The sequence below is a fragment of the Jeotgalibacillus sp. S-D1 genome, assembly GCF_004358665.1.
Classification (GTDB): domain Bacteria; phylum Bacillota; class Bacilli; order Bacillales; family Jeotgalibacillaceae; genus Jeotgalibacillus.
Map to the genome: position 1 here is coordinate 399,259 of NZ_SMZR01000001.1, position 17,749 is coordinate 417,007.

At 40.9% G+C, this 17,749-nt stretch carries 19 protein-coding genes; 15 read left to right on the forward strand and 4 right to left on the reverse strand.

Annotated features, from left to right (window positions below):
- Positions 1 to 376 precede the first annotated feature (376 nt).
- The 9 genes from ccpN (at position 377) to E2R51_RS02045 (ending at position 9,544) form a co-directional block, all read left to right on the forward strand.
- Positions 377 to 1,012 (forward strand): transcriptional regulator CcpN, encoded by a 636-nt coding sequence (gene ccpN / locus E2R51_RS02005; RefSeq protein ID WP_205703302.1) that lies wholly within the window; start codon positions 377 to 379, stop codon positions 1,010 to 1,012.
- 19 nt (positions 1,013 to 1,031) lie between these two features.
- Positions 1,032 to 1,838, forward strand: coding sequence for a pyruvate, water dikinase regulatory protein (locus E2R51_RS02010; RefSeq protein ID WP_133375355.1), 807 nt, complete (start codon positions 1,032 to 1,034; stop codon positions 1,836 to 1,838).
- Positions 1,839 to 2,012: 174 nt separating this feature from the next.
- Positions 2,013 to 2,489: a YaiI/YqxD family protein gene (locus E2R51_RS02015; RefSeq protein ID WP_133375356.1), complete on the forward strand. Its 477-nt coding sequence runs from the start codon at positions 2,013 to 2,015 to the stop codon at positions 2,487 to 2,489.
- Positions 2,490 to 2,534: 45 nt separating this feature from the next.
- Positions 2,535 to 4,367, forward strand: a complete 1,833-nt coding sequence (dnaG, locus tag E2R51_RS02020) for a DNA primase (RefSeq protein WP_133375357.1) — start codon at positions 2,535 to 2,537, stop codon at positions 4,365 to 4,367.
- Positions 4,368 to 4,396: 29 nt separating this feature from the next.
- Positions 4,397 to 5,527, forward strand: coding sequence for an RNA polymerase sigma factor RpoD (gene rpoD / locus E2R51_RS02025; RefSeq protein WP_133375358.1), 1,131 nt, complete (start codon positions 4,397 to 4,399; stop codon positions 5,525 to 5,527).
- A gap of 377 nt (positions 5,528 to 5,904) precedes the next feature.
- Entirely contained in the window at positions 5,905 to 7,044 is a 1,140-nt protein-coding gene (locus E2R51_RS02030; RefSeq protein WP_133375359.1) for an acyl-CoA dehydrogenase family protein, read from the forward strand.
- Positions 7,045 to 7,230: 186 nt separating this feature from the next.
- Positions 7,231 to 7,614: a cytochrome c550 gene (gene cccA / locus E2R51_RS02035; RefSeq protein WP_133375360.1), complete on the forward strand. Its 384-nt coding sequence runs from the start codon at positions 7,231 to 7,233 to the stop codon at positions 7,612 to 7,614.
- Between the two features lie 113 nt (positions 7,615 to 7,727).
- Positions 7,728 to 8,438 (forward strand): tRNA (adenine(22)-N(1))-methyltransferase, encoded by a 711-nt coding sequence (locus tag E2R51_RS02040; protein ID WP_133375361.1) that lies wholly within the window; start codon positions 7,728 to 7,730, stop codon positions 8,436 to 8,438.
- The gene (locus E2R51_RS02045; RefSeq protein WP_133375362.1) at positions 8,423 to 9,544 is read left to right on the forward strand and encodes a Nif3-like dinuclear metal center hexameric protein; all 1,122 of its coding nucleotides are present in this window, start codon (positions 8,423 to 8,425) and stop codon (positions 9,542 to 9,544) included. The genes E2R51_RS02040 and E2R51_RS02045 overlap by 16 nt, the downstream gene beginning before the upstream one ends.
- A gap of 114 nt (positions 9,545 to 9,658) precedes the next feature.
- On the opposite strand, the gene E2R51_RS02050 is transcribed toward E2R51_RS02045, so the two are convergent.
- A complete protein-coding gene (locus E2R51_RS02050; RefSeq protein WP_133375363.1) occupies positions 9,659 to 10,651 on the reverse strand; it encodes a 4-hydroxy-3-methylbut-2-enyl diphosphate reductase in 993 nt (330 codons plus the stop codon).
- Positions 10,652 to 10,730: 79 nt separating this feature from the next.
- Positions 10,731 to 11,465, reverse strand: coding sequence for a YqfQ family protein (locus E2R51_RS02055; RefSeq protein ID WP_240732941.1), 735 nt, complete (start codon positions 11,463 to 11,465; stop codon positions 10,731 to 10,733).
- Positions 11,466 to 11,650: 185 nt separating this feature from the next.
- Here E2R51_RS02055 and E2R51_RS02060 point away from each other — a divergent pair, with 185 nt between their 5' ends.
- Both E2R51_RS02060 and E2R51_RS02065 read left to right on the forward strand, forming a co-directional pair.
- Positions 11,651 to 12,961, forward strand: coding sequence for a DEAD/DEAH box helicase (locus tag E2R51_RS02060; RefSeq protein ID WP_133375364.1), 1,311 nt, complete (start codon positions 11,651 to 11,653; stop codon positions 12,959 to 12,961).
- Positions 12,962 to 12,983: 22 nt separating this feature from the next.
- A complete protein-coding gene (locus E2R51_RS02065; RefSeq protein WP_133375365.1) occupies positions 12,984 to 13,874 on the forward strand; it encodes a deoxyribonuclease IV in 891 nt (296 codons plus the stop codon).
- A gap of 193 nt (positions 13,875 to 14,067) precedes the next feature.
- Here E2R51_RS02065 and E2R51_RS02070 read toward each other — a convergent pair whose 3' ends face one another.
- Entirely contained in the window at positions 14,068 to 14,334 is a 267-nt protein-coding gene (locus tag E2R51_RS02070) for a DUF2624 family protein (RefSeq protein ID WP_133375366.1), read from the reverse strand.
- 140 nt (positions 14,335 to 14,474) lie between these two features.
- On the opposite strand from E2R51_RS02070, the gene E2R51_RS02075 reads away from it, so the two are divergent.
- From E2R51_RS02075 to E2R51_RS02085, 3 genes are read left to right on the forward strand one after another with little or no spacing between them, the layout of a single operon-like run.
- Positions 14,475 to 15,251 carry a metal ABC transporter ATP-binding protein gene (locus tag E2R51_RS02075; protein ID WP_133375367.1) on the forward strand — a complete coding sequence of 259 codons (777 nt, stop codon included), beginning with the start codon at positions 14,475 to 14,477 and terminating at the stop codon, positions 15,249 to 15,251.
- Entirely contained in the window at positions 15,248 to 16,087 is an 840-nt protein-coding gene (locus tag E2R51_RS02080) for a metal ABC transporter permease (protein WP_133375368.1), read from the forward strand. The genes E2R51_RS02075 and E2R51_RS02080 overlap by 4 nt, the downstream gene beginning before the upstream one ends.
- 18 nt (positions 16,088 to 16,105) lie before the next feature.
- Positions 16,106 to 16,522, forward strand: coding sequence for a Fur family transcriptional regulator (locus E2R51_RS02085; protein ID WP_133375369.1), 417 nt, complete (start codon positions 16,106 to 16,108; stop codon positions 16,520 to 16,522).
- 35 nt (positions 16,523 to 16,557) lie between these two features.
- Here E2R51_RS02085 and E2R51_RS02090 read toward each other — a convergent pair whose 3' ends face one another.
- On the reverse strand, positions 16,558 to 17,133 hold the full coding sequence (locus E2R51_RS02090) for a hypothetical protein (RefSeq protein ID WP_133375370.1): 576 nt from the start codon (positions 17,131 to 17,133) through the stop codon (positions 16,558 to 16,560).
- 130 nt (positions 17,134 to 17,263) lie between these two features.
- Here E2R51_RS02090 and E2R51_RS02095 point away from each other — a divergent pair, with 130 nt between their 5' ends.
- Positions 17,264 to 17,623 carry a DUF4190 domain-containing protein gene (locus E2R51_RS02095; protein WP_133375371.1) on the forward strand — a complete coding sequence of 120 codons (360 nt, stop codon included), beginning with the start codon at positions 17,264 to 17,266 and terminating at the stop codon, positions 17,621 to 17,623.
- Positions 17,624 to 17,749 lie beyond the last annotated feature (126 nt).

Sequence of the window (17,749 nt, forward strand, 5' to 3'; positions counted from 1 at the left end):
TAGCCCAGGGACGGAGCTGTACGTCCGCGGTTCCACCCTAGTTAATGCAATTTGCATTCACCTTCGTTTTTGCATTGCTCCGGACTGCCGTTTCCCCGCAGTCTAGGCTTTCACTCTCCCTAGTCGCTAAAGTACAGGTACTTATAGGTCCTTCATTGCGCTCGCTATGGGTGTTAATAAGCTATATCCTACCACGGTTCAGGAAAATTCACAATGTTTGGAGGTGAAAATATGCGAATAAGTTGCACTCTGGTGTTTTACGTTCTAAAGTAATATAGGGATTGATTTGAATTATGTTCTTTAATATCGATTAATACACTCGTATAGTATATAATATTATAAAAAAAGTATAACATAATTCATTTAGTGTTAGGTGGTGACCACGATCGAATTAAATAAAAGACAATCAGAAATTCTGCATATTGTAAAAGGAAATGGTCCTATAACCGGTGAGCAAATAGCGGAAAGATTGCATTTAACTAGAGCAACGCTAAGACCGGATTTAGCGATCCTTACAATGGCGGGATATTTAGATGCCAGACCAAGAGTGGGATATTTTTACACAGGCAAATCTGGCACACAGTTATTAACAGAAAACCTTAAAAAACTGTATGTTAAAGACTATCAGTCGCTTCCAGTCGTCGTACATGAGAACCTTTCCGTATACGATGCCATTTGTCATATGTTTCTGGAGGATGTCGGTACCTTGTTTGTTGTCGATCAAAAATCAATGCTTGCCGGCGTGCTGTCAAGAAAAGACTTGCTTAGAGCAAGTATAGGGCAGCAGGACTTAACCAGTCTGCCTGTAAATGTCATCATGACCAGAATGCCCAATGTAACTTATTGTGAGAAGGACGATCTGCTTGTTAATGTGGCGAACCAGCTTATTGAAAAACAGATTGATTCGCTTCCAGTTGTCAGAAAAGTTGAAAATGGTTATGAAGTATTTGGACGAATTACAAAAACAAATATTACCCGAGCCTTTGTGAGTTTATCGAAGGATGAGTCGTAGTGTATAGGTGGTGCAAAAGATGAATGAAATAAATGTATATGTGGTTTCAGATTCTGTCGGAGAAACAGCGGAACTGGTTGCAAAAGCCTGTGTGAGCCAGTTTAGACAATCAAGAAACTCTATTTCCATTAAACGTTTTCCTTATGTAGAAGAAACCGCAAACGTAGACGAAGTCATTGCTCTTGCTAAAGATGATAAGGGAATCATTGTGTATACATTAGTTAAACCAGCCATCCGTTCTTATATTGAAGAGCAGATAAAGCTGCATGGGATTGTTGCGCATGATGTGGTGGGACCGATCGTATCTTCACTTCAGGAAGCCTGTGAAGAATCACCTATTAATGAACCCGGCATGGTTCACGATTTGGATGAAGATTACTTTAAAAAAATAGAAGCAATTGAATTCGCGGTTAAATACGATGATGGGCGTGACCCAAGAGGTATTTTAAAGGCTGACATTGTATTAGTCGGCGTTTCAAGAACCTCCAAAACACCTCTTTCTCAGTATTTGGCACATAAACGCTTAAAGGTAGCCAATGTTCCGCTTGTACCGGAAATTGATCCTCCTTCAGAATTATTCAAAGTGAATCCATCAAAGTGTTACGGCTTAAAGATCAGCCCGGACAAATTGAACCATATTCGCAAAGAAAGACTGATTGCGCTTGGGTTGAATGATGATGCCACTTATGCAAAAATGGAAAGGATACAAGAAGAGTTGACTCATTTTGATCAGGTAGTCAGCAAAATCAAGTGCCCGGTTATTGATGTGACAAATAAGGCAGTAGAAGAAACTGCAAATATTATCTTAAATGACCAGTTAAATTAACAAGAGAAGGGGATGCTGCAATGTGGCATCTTCTTATTTTTGCCACATAAAAAAATGGACAAAAATGATGGCGGAAATAAGAACTCTGTACTATAATTAAAAATTGTGATAAAAAATATATTTTTTTTATTCATGAATAAAGGAGTTCTTACATTTATGTAGAATAGTTTCTTCATGGATAAACAAAGAAAAAAAACCATGATATTTATTGATGCGGATGCTTGTCCGAAAGAATTAAAGAAAATCATTGAAGAACAAGCTCTCAGTCACGGGGTAGGCTATCGTTTTATTGCATCATTCCAACACTATAGTCCCACTGCAGATAAGAATGTATGGACATTTATTGATGATGGCAAAGAAGCGGTGGATCTTTTTATCTTAAATCATGTCCAAAAAGGGGATATGGTTATTACCCAAGACATTGGACTTGCTTCATTAGTCCTCTCAAAGGGCGTTTATGCCTTATCGACGAGGGGAAAAGAGTATAATCAAGACACAATTGATACAAGCTTGTCCTTTCGCTATTTATACCAGATGGAGCGCAAAAAAGGACGGTATGGAGGTGGACCTAAGAAACTGTCCAGTGAAGATTTAGAACAATTTTCATACCACCTTTTAAAATTTTTATCGCTTCATGCAGGAAAAGAATGATTTATGGCGAATAACTATTAATCACGCTAGATGGTGGTGTTTTTTGTGTCTGAGCGAATTCCAGATGAAACGGTGGACGATATTCGCCAAAAAACGGACATTGTCGATGTAATCAGCGATTATGTCCAATTAAAAAAACAAGGCAGAAATTATTTTGGATTATGTCCTTTCCATGGAGAAAATTCACCTTCCTTTTCCGTTTCACCGGATAAACAGATATTTCATTGTTTTGGCTGTGGTGCAGGCGGAAATGTTTACAGCTTTTTGATGGATCACGATGGTGTTACATTCAAAGAAGCTGTGTCAATTTTAGGCTCAAAAGTTGGAGTGGAGATTGATCCTGCATCAGCCGACGAAGATAATAAACAGGGTGAAAATGCAAAAAATCAATACCAGGATCAGATAGAGGCTCACGAGCTGCTGGCTAAGTTTTATCATCACCTTCTGATGAATACAAATGAAGGTCAGGAGGCTCTGGAGTATATGATTGGGAGAGGGTTTACAGAAGAACAGCTGAAGACTTTCAGAGTCGGCTGGTCATTGCCCTCCTGGGATTTTACTTCGGAGCTTCTGAAAAAAAGAGGTTTTGATCCAGCTTCCATGGAACAGGCCGGTTTAATTATAAAAAGAGACAACGGTTCATATTTTGATCGTTTCAGGGGGAGGATTATGTTCCCTGTAGAAAATGACAGGGGACAAGTTGTTGCCTTTTCCGGACGACTGATACAGGCTACGAAGGAAGAGCCAAAATATCTAAATAGCCCGGAAACACCGCTCTTTCAAAAAAATAAGATTTTGTTTAATTATCACCGAGCCAGAGGAGCGATTCGAAGGGAGCAATCCGTTGTACTTTATGAAGGATTTGCTGATGTAATATCAACAAATGAACAGGCAGCCCATGGAATAGCGACAATGGGCACCTCTTTGTCTGCCCAGCATATTGGTATGATCAAACGGCTAACAAATAAAGTTATCATCTGTTATGACGGAGATCAGGCTGGCGTTGAAGCTGCGTATAAGGCCGCAAAAGAAATTACTTCTTCAGGCCTGACCGTAAAAGTGGCAATGCTCCCAAATAACATGGATCCCGACGATTATGTGCAAAAGCATAACGCGGAATCTTTTAGGAAAGAAATCATCGATTCAAGTGTGTCTGAAATGGCTTTTAAAATGCGTTATCATCGGATGGGGAAAAATCTCACCACTGAAGATGGCCGTATAAGCTATATTCAGGCGGTGCTAAAAGAAATTTCTGCATTGCAGGGTGCAGTTGAAAAAGAACTGTATTTAAAGCAGCTTTCGGATGAATTCGATTTATCACTGAATGCACTAACACAACAATTACAAAGTATTTCCCCTAAACAGAAGCAAACTGATATCAAGACAAATCAGCCGGAAAATAAGCCGGCAGATCAACCTATTGGGGTGTTTCATCGAAAATCTACTCTAAGACCGGCATATTTAACTGCGGAAAGACACCTTATAGCACATATGATGGCCAATGATGAGACAGCCTATACCGTGCAGACGCTTTTAAATGGAGAAGTGTTAAATAAAGATGAACATCAGGCTATTTATACTTACCTTTTAGCATTTTATGAAGGCGGCAATCATTCAGATGCAGGTGCATTTGTGCAAATACTTCCTGATCGGCATCTTCGGGCTATTGCTACTGAGATTAATATGATGGATATTAATCCAGATGTTGGAAGGGACGAACTGAATGATTATGTGGCTGAAGTGTTAAAATACCAAAAGGTGTTGAAAATAAAGGAAAAACAACTTGAAGAAAAAGAAGCTGAACGCCAACATGATTTCATAAAAGCTGCTCAAATTGGAATGGAAATTATACAATTGCGGAAAGCTTTGAAAAGATAAAGTCGTGCAAGCTGGAAGGAGGGGGACTAATGGCTGAAAAGTCAACACGTTCCAAACAATCAGAAACTGAAGTGATAACAATTGATGTTGTTAAAGCTCAGTTATTAGAATCAGGCAAAAAAAATGGTGAAATCACACTTGAGGATATTGCGGAGAAATTAGCAAGCTTTGAGTTAGACAGTGACCAGATGGACGAGTTCTACGAGCAACTGGGTGAGCAAGGGGTAGAAGTGGTCAAAGAAGGTGCTGAAGGTGATCCAAGTGTAACCGAACTTGGCAAGGAAGAGGAAGAAGAATTTGATCTGAATGATTTAAGTGTGCCGCCTGGCGTAAAAATCAATGATCCCGTCAGAATGTATTTAAAAGAAATTGGCCGGGTTGATTTATTATCTGCCCAGGAAGAAATTTCTCTTGCTACACGAATCGAAGAGGGTGATGAGGAGGCGAAACGCCGCCTTGCAGAAGCAAACTTAAGATTGGTGGTCAGTATTGCGAAACGCTATGTAGGACGAGGCATGCTTTTCCTAGATCTTATCCAGGAAGGGAATATGGGACTGATTAAAGCAGTGGAAAAATTTGATCACCGCAAAGGATTTAAGTTTAGTACCTATGCCACATGGTGGATCCGTCAGGCCATAACCCGCGCTATTGCAGACCAGGCAAGAACGATTCGTATACCGGTCCACATGGTTGAAACAATCAACAAATTAATCCGTGTGCAGCGCCAGCTTTTACAGGATTTGGGACGTGAACCGTCTCCAGAGGAAATATCCGAAGAGATGGATCTGACACCTGAAAAAGTAAGAGAAATACTAAAAATTGCTCAGGAACCTGTTTCGCTTGAAACTCCAATCGGAGAAGAGGACGATTCTCACCTTGGAGACTTCATCGAAGACTCAGAGGCACAATCACCTTCTGAGCACGCTGCTTACGAACTTCTGAAAGAGCAGCTGGAAGACGTTTTAGACACGTTAACAGACAGAGAAGAGAATGTACTCAGACTTCGATTCGGACTTGATGACGGCCGTACCCGAACACTTGAAGAGGTTGGGAAAGTATTTGGTGTAACAAGGGAACGAATTCGTCAAATTGAAGCAAAAGCATTGCGTAAACTTAGACATCCAAGCAGAAGCAAACGCCTGAAAGACTTTTTAGAATAAATATATGCCTGCCAATTCTCCTGATGAAAAGGGGAATTGGTTTTTTTTATTGGAGTATATTGGTTATGAATCAATGATGTGAATCAAAAAAAGTGGGTTTGCTGTTTTATCCTGTAGGATTTTTATAGTTGTTTTTTATTTTACTGAATTGTTAAATACTTTGCAAACAGCGATTTTGGCGATTTTTGTCATATGATACTTCAGCTGCTATGCCAGATTTAAAATTAAGTGAAAGATTAGTAGGAGCCATCAAGAAAACGCCTGAATTGTTCGAATTGAAATAAATATGAAAATAGTAAAATTATATAAGCTTGTTAGTTTTCATGTTTTTCTTTTATAATAGAATTGTAAGCGGATACAAAATAAGGGGGATGGACATGAATTTTGACTTGACGCAGGAACAGAAAATGATTCAACGGACGATACGTGAGTTTGCACAAGAGGTAGTGGCGCCGGGAGCGCTGGATAGAGATCGTTCTAAGTCTTTTCCTAAAGATGAATTTAAACAGCTGGCTGAATTAGGCATGATGGGGCTGCCTTTTGCAGAGGAATATGGCGGCGCAGGAGCTGACACAACAAGCTTTGCTATTGTTACAGAAGAGCTAAGCCGGGCTTGCGGATCTACAGGGATAACGTATTCCGCCCATATATCGCTCGGAGGCGCTCCGATTCAAATGTTCGGCACACATGAGCAAAAGGAGAAATATCTTCCGCAAATCTGCTCAGGTGAATCATTTGGTGCATTTGGGCTTACCGAACCAAATGCAGGTTCTGATGCAGGCGGCACACAAACCACTGCTAAAGAAGACGGCAATGACTTTGTAATAAATGGAAATAAAAGTTATATAACAAATGCAAGTTATGCAAAATACTTAGCTTTAACCGCTATCACAGGGATGAAGGATGGACAAAAGGAAATTAGTGCCATCGTTGTTCCAACGGATGAAGAGGGTTTTACCGTAATCGATAATTACGAAAAAATGGGACTGCATTCATCTAATACAACAGAACTTGTGCTTGAAGATGTGCGTGTCAGCCAGGAGAACCTGCTGGGAAAACGGGGAGAAGGCTTCCGGCAATTTTTGATGACATTGGATGGAGGGCGCATTGGTATTGGCGCAATGGCAGTAGGAATTGCTCAGGCCGCTTACGAGCGAGCGCTCAGTTACTCAAAAGAACGTCATCAATTCGGCAGGCCAATTTCTTCTTTTCAGGTTACGCAATTTAAATTAGCGGATATGGCGATGAAAATCGAACTGGCAAGAACAATGGTCTACAAAGCTGCCTGGCTAAAAGATCAAGGCCGCAAATTTTCGAAAGAAGCCTCAATGGCAAAGCTTTATGCCTCTGAAATCTGCATGGAGGTCTGCGACGAAGCAATTCAGATTCATGGCGGTTACGGGTATATGAAAGAGTATCATGTGGAAAGATATCTTCGTGATGCAAAACTTCTTGAAATTGGTGAAGGGACTTCTGAGGTGCAGCGAATGGTCATATCCAGAGAAATTGGCTGTTAATAAGTAATCAAAACCTAAACCCTTTTAAGAAAAAGTAGCGACCTTTGTGTCTAAAATGCGACAAAAAGGGTAAAGTTGTGTATTGGGTCTTTCCGATTGTTAAAAAGTAAAGTAAAATATGAAGTGTTAAAGTTTGCATTCATAACGATGACTGCTACATAGTTTTTCTAAAAGGGAGGGTTACACATGAATAAAAATCCGATTATTCCATTTCTACTAATTATGGTGCTTGGTTTCGGCGTTGTGTTTTTTATGTCGATTCAAGGTCTGGATAACGCTGAGGAAGTTGCCAAGGAAGAAGAAGGCGGCGGAGAAGGCGGTGGCGGAGAAGGTGAAGAAGCATCGGGCGATTTTGATCCGGAAGCTCACTACCAATCAACTTGTATTGGATGCCACGGGGACGCTTATGACGGCGGTTCCGGCGGACCTTCACTATTAGGAGTAGGAGAAAGACTTGAACTTGAAGAAATTAAGGACGTCCTTGTAAATGGACGCGGTGCTATGCCTGCAGGTCAGGTACCTGAAGAAAATGCAGATGCTATGGCTGAGTGGGTTGCAGGACTAGAATAAGACCTTAAATTGCTCTTTTAAATGATTGAGGAGCGTCTTTAGTACCATTTTAACAAAGAGGGCGGCCATATAATGGTGCGCCCTTTTATTATGTATATTGTGAGGTGTGGCCAATGAATAGTTACCAATTATCAGATCGTTTACATACAGTTGCTTCTTTTGTTCCAAAAGGATCGTCCATTGCAGATATTGGCTCTGATCACGCGTATCTCCCTTGCTACCTCGGACATCAGCTGCAAATAGATAAAGCAGTTGCAGGAGAAGTGGCGGAGGGGCCATTTCAATCTGCTAAAAGGCAAGTGAAAGAGGATAGCCTGGAGCATCTGATTGAAGTACGAAAAGGAAGCGGGCTTGAAGTGATAGAAGCCGGTGAAGTCGATGTCATCACCATTGCAGGAATGGGCGGACCGCTTATTGCTCAAATTTTAGAAGAAGGAAAAGACAGATTACCCGGCGTAAAACGATTAATCTTGCAGCCAAATATTAACGCAATTTCCATACGGGATTGGTTTTCTCTAAACGGATGGACGATAACTGACGAGGCAATTTTAGAAGAAGATGGAAAGATATACGAAGTTCTGGTTGCAGAGCCTGAAACAGACCGCATGGAAATGACATTTCAGGACCGTTTATTGGGACCTGTATTATCAAAGGAGAAATCCCATGTGTTTCAAAAGAAGTGGAAGCAGGAATATAATCAGTGGGAGAAAATATTAAACCAGATTGAACGAGCAGGAGACACTTCACATTTAAAAGATAAAAAGAAGGAACTGCTTGAAAAAATGAAGCTGGTATCGGAGGTTTTAAATTGGGAAAAAAGGTAAATGGCCACCAAATCATTGAACTTTTTGAGCAATTCTCACCCAAACATCTCGCAGTGGAAGGAGATCCGGTCGGTCTTCAGATCGGCCGATTGAACCAGCCTGTTGAGCGGGTACTAATTGCGCTGGATGTTTTGGAGGAAGTAGTGGATGAAGCGATTGAAAAGGATGTTAAACTTATCATCGCCCATCATCCTGTTATTTACCGTCCGCTAAAAACGCTGCGGACTGATCAGCCTTCTGGCAGAATGATTGCGAAGTTAATTCAGCATGACATCGCTGTTTATGTAGCTCATACTAATTTAGATGTCACAGAAGGCGGAGTAAATGACTGGCTTGCTGAACAGCTGGAGCTGACAGAGACCCGTGTGCTTGTTCCAACAACAGAGGATAAGCTAAGAAAGATAGTGGTTTTTACTCCGGAAGAGCATGCTGCAGAGGTAAGGCAGGCCATGACTGATGCAGGTGCCGGCAATCTTGGGGATTACCATCATTGCACCTTTTCTTCCGCAGGTACGGGGCGGTTTGTACCCGGTAACGATGCCTCACCGTTTATCGGTGATAAAAATCAGCTGGAGGAGGTTAAGGAAGTAAGAATTGAAACGATTGTATTTGAATCAGCTCAAAAAGCTGTTATCAGAGCAATGATGAAAGCTCATCCTTATGAAGAGGTCGCTTATGATATTTTTGAGGAAGCAACCGAAGGAAAGCAGTTCGGACTGGGCCGAATCGGCTTGTTGCATCAGCCAATGACACTGGAGACCTTTACTCAGTACGTAAAAGAAAAATTCGAAGTGCCGGCTGTTCGGTTTGTCGGTGATCCAGCTGCTTTGATTAAAAAAGTTGCAGTACTTGGCGGTACAGGAAATAAATATATGACAGCTGCAAAATTCAGTGGAGCTGATGTATATGTTACGGGGGATGTAGACTATCATATTGCCCATGATGCTAAAATGCTTGGTCTGACAATTGTCGACCCTGGACATAATGTTGAAAAAGTGATGAAGCAGGGAACTGCCAATGAGATGAAGAAAAGATCTTCTGAAAAAGGATTTGATATTGACTTTCTCCCATCTGCCATTCACACAGACCCATTTTCTTTTAGCTGAAAAGTCAGTGCACCATCCCTTGTGGTGTAGAAAAATAAGTAAAGTATCCGGCATGGATAAAAAGAATGCTCTCACGAAAATTTCGTGAGAGCGTTCTTTTTTGTGTATTCTTTTTTAAAGGTCTTGTGATGACTCTTTCGTATAAGGCATTATCGTAATTGGTTTTGTCGGCGTTTTAATTCTCGGAAGAATCTTTGAAAGAGGAACTTTCCTCTCGTTCAGCCAGGTTGACTGATCATCTGGTTCAAATTGATTAATATAGTTCATTACTTCCTTGACAATCGGAGTAGGGGTTGAAGCGCCTGCAGTTACAGCCACTGTCTGAGCACCAACCAGCCATTCTGATTTGATTTCAGATACATCTGCGACTCTGTGGGCTGGTGTGCCGGCTATTTCCTGTGAAACCTGCGCCAGACGATTTGAGTTATTGCTCATCGGATCGCCTACAACGATCAATACATCCGCAGCTCCAGCCTGTTCTGCAACAGCTTCCTGTCTGACCTGGGTGGCGAGGCATATTTCTTTATGTTCCTCTGCCTGAGGGTACTTTTCTTTTACCTTCTCTATAACCTCAAGCACATCCCATTGACTCATCGTCGTTTGATTCGTCACAATGATTTTATCATTTGTAAGGGTTAAAGTGTCCACATCAGAGGGCTTTTCGATCAGATGAACAATTGACGGAGCTACACCAACAGCTCCTTCCGGTTCAGGGTGCCCTTTTTTACCGATATACACAACATCGTAACCCTGCGCTTCTTTTTCGCGGATAAGATCGTGAGTCCGGGTAACGTCGGGACAAGTTGCATCTATGGAAGTTAAACCTTTTTGTCTGGCTATTTCCTTCACCTCAGGGGAAACACCGTGAGCTGTGAAAATTACGGTGCCTTTTGTAACTTTTTCTAAAATATCTTTGCGGTTCTCACCGTCCAGCGTAATAATACCTTCCTCTTCAAAGGCATCTGTCACATGCTTATTGTGGACGATCATACCCAGTATATAAATTGGCCTTGGAAGAGTTTTATCCATTGCCGCGTTCCGTGCAATCACCATTGCATCGACCACACCATAGCAGTAGCCTCTTGGTGTTATTTTAATTGTATTCATTAAAATCCTCCTACTTGAGCGATCTGTATAAGCTCATTATAAAGGAGTTGGACGAAGGTCTCAAATAATAAAAGCTTATTTAAACATAGAGTCTTGGAACGGAATCTTTTTGGCGTACCGGTTTTGGTTCGGTATGGACAGGATCATCAGAAGATACTTTATCTGAAATAATGCTGTCCTCTTCTGCCGAAACCGAATTATCAACCGAGTCATCTTTTTCAGTATCATCACTTTTTAAACTTCGGTAAAGCTTCCACATGGCGGGGAAATTTCTCACGAGGGGACCATATTGCTGAATCATTGGGAGAGCCTGCTGCGCAGTTTGAATCATTTGCTGGGTTCCGCCTACCCAGCGCTGGATATTTTCCATGGAAAGCGCTCCTGCTACGCCGGAGGCACCAGTTCCCTGTGAACCTCCCAGCAAAGATGCTATGCCTCGGGCAGCAGGCTGTGCTGCTCCCGGCATCATACCGCCGAAATTAGTTGAAGCAGACTGTCCTCCCCCTTGGAGAAAATTGCCGATTCCAGACGAGGCAGGTTGGCTTGCTCCAGGAAGAAAATTGCTTATTCCTCTTGCGGCAGGCTGGCTGCCGCCCTGAAAAAAGTTTCCTGATCCGGCAGGAGCTGATTTATTGCGGTTAAATATGGATAGCAGCCCTTTTTTTTGTGCAGGCTGTTGTTGAGCGAATGGAGAATAACCTCCGAATGGACTGGAGTTTGGTCGTGATGAAAACGGGTTTGCCGGGCGTTGAGCGGATCTTACACCAGTAGGCATCTGAAATCCCGAACGAGGGATTGATTGTCTGCGATTCATGTTTTTCGCCTCACTTTACATTGCTGAATACGATTAGTATATGCAAAATATAGGAAAGAGGAAGCAGGAACGATTCTCTGTAATTAAATCGTACCTAGCAATTTAACCTCAAATTGATTATAATAGGGTTTTGGACGAATCCAAGATTTGATCGGTCGAGGATAATGAAAAGGAGTGATCGACATATGTCTCAAGCATTTAAACGATATGAATTTAATTCTTTTATACAACAAGCGATTGAAACCCTGGGTTTTCATGAGCCTACACCTATACAAGAAAAAATGATTCCAATGATTAAAAAAGGCCAGAGCGCAATAGGACAATCTCAAACCGGTACAGGAAAAACACACGCCTACCTGCTTCCCCTTCTGGACCAGCTGGATTTAGAAAAACAGGAAGTTCAACTGGTTATTACCGCCCCAACCCGTGAACTAGCCAAACAAATTCATCATGAAGTAGCAAAAATCATAGAACATTCCACAAAAGATCTTTTAAGCAAATGTTTTGTTGGCGGAACGGATAAACAGCGTACAATTGATAAACTTAAAATTCAGCCCCAGATTGTAGTGGGTACGCCGGGCAGAATAAATGATCTTGTTAAAGAACAAGCCCTGTATGTGCATACAGCCCATGCGATAGTGATTGATGAGGCGGACCTTATGCTTGAAATGGGTTTCATCGAAGATGTTGATCAAATTGCTGCACGTATGCCGGAAGACCTTCAAATTCTTGTTTTTTCAGCTACGATTCCTGAAAAATTAAAACCTTTCTTAAAGAAATATATGGAAAATCCTCAATACGCTCATATTGAACCTAAGCAGGTACAGGCTGAAAATATAGAGTTTGTTCTTGTGCCAAGAAAAAGCCGCAGTAAAATTGAAGTGCTGAACGATATTTTAAACTCGATTAATCCGTATATTGCGATTGTATTTACTAATACAAAAACCAAAGCGGATGAAGTGGCAGATGCCCTTTTATCAAAAGGTTTGAAAGTTGGGCGCGTGCACGGCGGTCTTGCAGCGCGTGAACGATCAAGAATGATGAAACAAATTCGTGACCTGGAATATCAGTATATTGTCGCAACAGACCTGGCAGCCAGAGGAATTGATATCCCGGGTGTCAGCCATGTCATAAACTTTGAATTGCCAAGCGATTTGGATTTCTTTGTTCATCGTGTCGGCAGAACAGCACGGGCCGGTCATTCAGGAGTTGCAATTACAATCTATGAGCCGACAGATGAAGATGCACTGAATCAAGTGGAGAAAAAAGGTATTACATTCAGCCATCGCGAAGTTCGAAACGGGGAATGGGTTGAACTGACTGAAAGGCATAAACGCTCAAATCGTAAAAAGGTTGAAAATGAAACGGACGCAAAAGCTAAGTCATTAGTGCGTAAGCCGAAGAAAGTAAAACCTGGTTATAAAAAGAAGATGCAATTTAAAATGGATAAGATTAAAAAGAGAGAACGGCGTATAAATCGCCGCAACAATGATTAATCCGCAGTAAGGGGAGATCTGAATGTTAAAAATAGGTTCCCATGTTTCCATGGGTGGGAAAAAGATGCTGCTTGGCTCGAGTGAGGAAGCCGTATCGTATGGTTCAACAACATTTATGATTTATACAGGCGCACCGCAAAACACGCGCAGAAAAGCAATAGAGGATTTAAATATTGAAGCAGGCACGCTTCATATGAAAGAGCATGGAATTACAGACATTGTCGTTCACGCTCCTTACATTATTAATATTGGCAATACAACTAAGCCTGAGACATTTGAATTGGGAGTGAATTTTCTCCGTTCAGAGATTGAACGAACGGCGGCTTTGGGATCAAAACAAATCGTGTTGCATCCGGGCGCTCATGTCGGAGCCGGAGCGGACCTTGGCATTGCAAAAATAATTGAAGGTCTGAATGAGGTAATAAGCAGAGAGCAAGAGGTTCAAATTGCCCTTGAAACAATGGCCGGAAAAGGATCGGAATGCGGCAGAAGCTTTGAAGAACTCGCCAGGATAATTGACGGCCTAACTCACAACGAGAAAATTTCTGTGTGTTTTGATACTTGTCATACTCATGACGCAGGCTATGATATCGTTCATGATTTTGATGGGGTGCTAAATCATTTTGACAAAGTCGTTGGACTGGATAGAATTAAGGTGCTGCATATAAATGACAGCAAAAATGTGATGGGAGCATCAAAAGACCGTCATGAGAACATCGGATTTGGCCATATAGGCTTTGAAGCGCTAAACTATATTGTCCATCATGATGTCTTTAAAGATATCCCGAAAATCCTGGAAACACCTTATGTGGGGGAAGATAAGAAAAATAAAAAGCCTCCATACAAACATGAAATTAATATGTTCAAAGAAAAAACGTTTAACCCTCAATTGATAGAAGAAATCCTCAATTAAAAAAAGCTTTGAGGGAGAACTCATCGCTTGATGGGGCAAAAACATATTTTTAATGATCTGATGAAACTAGTTTGGCATTCGAAGCGCTCGTTTTAGCTAAGTGCGGGCAACCCCTGACTGACAATCACATGGTCAAGGAGAAGCGGCAAATAAGTTAATTCATTGTTAATTGGCTGAAGCTGTGAGAGACCACTCACAGCTTATTTTCATGTAAAAACGTCTGCACGATATTATCTAATTTTCGCGCCCGGCTCGTGCCGATAATGCCTTCCACTTTTTTAAACAGAACAGTTCTTTCCTTTTCATTAAAAAAATCAATTTTCTCCTGTTTGATAAGCCGCGCCAGCATTTCACTTTCCCGTGTACTCAAGGCAAGTTCAAAAGGAGCTGCATAGCGCCGTAATTCTTCAGCTGTAATTTGATGCAATTTTGCATTGACGAAAGTTTGAAGCCATTTCATGTCAATCGCCTCCTACGACACTGTATGCAAGGGAGGGAATGATGGTGAGCGGGAAATCAAATGTTTTACTTTCAGTCTGGAAATGTGTATACTCAGTAGTTGTTAAATCGGAACCATTCTTGTTCGAAAGGGATGTTAGTATGGCATCATCCAATATAATAGAATTAAAAAATGTTAATTATCGATATGATCGAGATTTTGTACTTACAAATATAAATCTGGCCATTCCCCAAGGTGCTTTTCTTGGCATCGTGGGGCCGAATGGATCGGGGAAGTCAACGTTATTAAAAATAATACTTGGTTTGTTAAAACCCCGTGAAGGGAAAGTTGTTTTATTTGATCAGGCGCAAGCTAAATTTCGTGAATGGGAACGGATTGGCTACGTCTCTCAAAAGGCCAATGCTTTTAATACCGGATTCCCTGCCACAGTTTATGAAGTAGTCGCAAGCGGTTTAACAAAAAAAACCGGACTGTTTCATATGATCGGAAAAAAAAGACGCCCTCAAATTGAGAAAGCGATAAAAGCAGTAAGCATGGAAAACTTTATGGACAGAAACATTGGTGAATTATCAGGAGGACAGCAGCAGAGAGTGTTCATCGCAAGAGCCATTGTAAGCGAGCCGGATATTTTGATTTTGGATGAACCTACTGTAGGTGTTGACTCAAAAAATGTTCAAACCTTTTATGATATGCTTGATCACCTTAATAAAAAATTAGGAATTACTTTGGTGCTGGTTACTCATGATATTGGAACGATTACGAATAAAGTAACGCATGTGGCTTGTTTAAATAATACCTTGCACTTTCATGGCAGCACGGCGGATTTTGAACAGGTCAAAGATCAGGAGCTGTCTCAGTTTTATGGACATGACGTACAGCGTCTGCATCATGATCATGCGCATGAGGGCTCATTATGATACAAGCGATTTTTCAATATGAATTTTTACAGAATGCATTTTTAACCGGGCTTATTATTGGAGTAATCGCCCCTTTGCTTGGAGCTTTTATTGTTGTGCGCAGGCTTTCATTAATTGCTGATGCACTGAGCCATGTTACTTTATCTGGTATTGCTGCAAGTTTGTTTTTAAGCAAAAGTGTCGTGATGTTTAATGGGCTGAATCCGCTTTGGATGGGGATGACTTTTTCTGTTATTGGTTCTTTATTTATAGAGCGCCTCAGAACCGTCTATAAACATTATCAGGAACTGGCCATTCCAATTATTTTGTCCGGCGGCATCGGAATTGGCGTAATTTTTATTTCATTGGCAGATGGTTTTAATACTGATTTATTCAGCTACTTGTTTGGGAGTGTCAGCGCAGTCAGCCGGGACGATTTATGGCTTATTCTAGGAATCGCAATTGTGGTCCTATCACTGGTAATAATTCTTTATAAAGAACTATTTCTGTTATCGTTTGACGAGGAATTTGGAAAAGCATCTGGATTGCCTGCCAAAGCGCTCCATTTAATTTTTATGGTTATGGTTGCTTTAGTTATAGCAGCATCTATGAGGATTGTCGGAATTCTTTTGGTTTCATCTCTTATGACTTTGCCGGTTGCAGCAGCTATGAGGATCGCCAGAGGATTTAAACAAACCATCTTTTTCTCCATCCTTTTTGGTGAACTGGCTGTCATTGCTGGATTATTTAGTGCGTTTTATCTTGATCTAGCTCCGGGAGGTACGATCGTTGTATCGTCAATCTTGCTATTACTTTTAGCCATTGCTTTAAAAAAATGGCAAGTCATGCGAAAATAGGATTGGGGTGATAAGAGAATGAATGTTACAAATGCAATGCAGCTGTTAAAGGATAGAGGGTATAAACATACCGGTAAACGTGAATTTATGCTTGATCTATTCGCGCATCATGATCGGTATATGACAGCACGGGAAGTGCTTGAAGCCATGAACAATGATTTTAAAGGATTAAGCTTTGACACAATATACCGAAATTTGTCACTGTTTGTAGAGCTGGGGATTCTTGAGGAAACGGAACTCTCAGGCGAAAAACATTTCCGGTTTACATGTACAAGCCATCATCACCATCATCATTTTATTTGCATGGCATGTGGGAAAACAAAAGAAATCCATACCTGTCCAATGATCAACTTAAGTGAAAACCTTAACGGATATGATGTATCGGGTCATAAATTTGAAATATACGGCACATGCCCATCCTGTCAGGTGCAATAAAAAGGATCCCCTTCTTTTACAGAAGAGGATCTTTTTTATTTTGCTTTATTAAGCCATTGGTTGACCCATTGTTTTGCCTCAAGCCAGTTTTGAACCCGAATAACTCCCTCAGGTGTTGCCTCGCGATTGTATGGTGTATCAAACAAGATAACAGGGATATCGCACTCCTCATGGATCATGACGGCATTATCATGTTTGTCCTCAAAAAAAATATCCACATTATATCTCTTAGCTGTTTTTACTTTATCGTGAGATCCGATTAATTCAATATGATCATAATTAATTCCTTTATCCTTAAACCACTCTGTTGTAAGTTCAAAATGCTTTTCATTCCTTGCGCTGATAAAAAAAAGTTCATGATCTGTTTTCCACTGCTTTAAAATTTTATCTGCATGTTCAACCACAGGTGAAGAAGAATAAATGACTGGTTCTGCTTCAAGAAACCAGTCAGAAAATGTATCGGGTGAAATATCAGGCAATGCTTTTGTTAAGTCATATTCCTTTAAATCCTCTAAGGATAATGAGCGGTTAAACTCTTCATTGATAAAAGGAATTAAAGATGTGGGACAAGTGACTGTGCCATCAATATCAATACCAAATCGTTTAGTCATGCTGCAAAACTCCTTTAACTTTGTTATGTAAGTGTACCATAAGAAGGAAGGCAAAAAAATTACCATAGGTAACGCAGTTAAATTCGCACATACTAAGCATGCCCAAAAGGCAGGAAAGGAGGGGACGTGAATGTATGAAGAAGAAAAAAATCAAACGGGCTTGGAAAAGAATGATCAAAGAACTTCCTATGACGAAGAGATGGCCAATGAGCTGGCCCAAGTAGTAAGTGTCGATCAGTCTTATACTAATGATGATGAACCTGCAAGAGATGGAAAAATTGCGAATACAAACAAGGGAACATGGTTAGGCATTGCCTCATTAATTGTGGGGATCATTGCTTTATTTACTTCTCCTGTATTATTTGGAATAATCGCCATTATTCTTGGGTTTATTGCCAGAAAATCCGGAAGCACTACTGCCGGAAGCTGGGGAATTGTGCTTGGAGCAGTTTCCATTATTTTTGGTATTATGTTGATCCCATTTTTTTAAATAAAAACTCTGTAAAACCTGGCTGTTGGTTTCTGGCATGCCGGTTGCTTTCCTTGGGTGTGACGGGGAGATTTTAATGGCATAGGGCTGTTAATGAATGCAAAAAAAATCGGACCGGCACAATGT

What these genes read in the sequence shown, in the direction of transcription:
- E2R51_RS02050 (WP_133375363.1), bottom strand. Translation starts at nt 10,651, where the DNA reads ATGAATACAATTAAAATAACACCAAGAGGCTACTGCTATGGTGTGGTC.
- cccA (WP_133375360.1), top strand. Translation starts at nt 7,231, where the DNA reads ATGAATAAAAATCCGATTATTCCATTTCTACTAATTATGGTGCTTGGT.
- E2R51_RS02085 (WP_133375369.1), top strand. Translation starts at nt 16,106, where the DNA reads ATGAATGTTACAAATGCAATGCAGCTGTTAAAGGATAGAGGGTATAAA.
- E2R51_RS02080 (WP_133375368.1), top strand. Translation starts at nt 15,248, where the DNA reads ATGATACAAGCGATTTTTCAATATGAATTTTTACAGAATGCATTTTTA.
- E2R51_RS02010 (WP_133375355.1), top strand. Translation starts at nt 1,032, where the DNA reads ATGAATGAAATAAATGTATATGTGGTTTCAGATTCTGTCGGAGAAACA.
- E2R51_RS02075 (WP_133375367.1), top strand. Translation starts at nt 14,475, where the DNA reads ATGGCATCATCCAATATAATAGAATTAAAAAATGTTAATTATCGATAT.
- E2R51_RS02095 (WP_133375371.1), top strand. Translation starts at nt 17,264, where the DNA reads ATGTATGAAGAAGAAAAAAATCAAACGGGCTTGGAAAAGAATGATCAA.
- E2R51_RS02015 (WP_133375356.1), top strand. Translation starts at nt 2,013, where the DNA reads ATGGATAAACAAAGAAAAAAAACCATGATATTTATTGATGCGGATGCT.
- E2R51_RS02060 (WP_133375364.1), top strand. Translation starts at nt 11,651, where the DNA reads ATGTCTCAAGCATTTAAACGATATGAATTTAATTCTTTTATACAACAA.
- E2R51_RS02070 (WP_133375366.1), bottom strand. Translation starts at nt 14,334, where the DNA reads ATGAAATGGCTTCAAACTTTCGTCAATGCAAAATTGCATCAAATTACA.
- E2R51_RS02030 (WP_133375359.1), top strand. Translation starts at nt 5,905, where the DNA reads ATGAATTTTGACTTGACGCAGGAACAGAAAATGATTCAACGGACGATA.
- rpoD (WP_133375358.1), top strand. Translation starts at nt 4,397, where the DNA reads ATGGCTGAAAAGTCAACACGTTCCAAACAATCAGAAACTGAAGTGATA.
- E2R51_RS02055 (WP_240732941.1), bottom strand. Translation starts at nt 11,465, where the DNA reads ATGAATCGCAGACAATCAATCCCTCGTTCGGGATTTCAGATGCCTACT.
- E2R51_RS02090 (WP_133375370.1), bottom strand. Translation starts at nt 17,133, where the DNA reads ATGACTAAACGATTTGGTATTGATATTGATGGCACAGTCACTTGTCCC.
- E2R51_RS02065 (WP_133375365.1), top strand. Translation starts at nt 12,984, where the DNA reads ATGTTAAAAATAGGTTCCCATGTTTCCATGGGTGGGAAAAAGATGCTG.
- E2R51_RS02040 (WP_133375361.1), top strand. Translation starts at nt 7,728, where the DNA reads ATGAATAGTTACCAATTATCAGATCGTTTACATACAGTTGCTTCTTTT.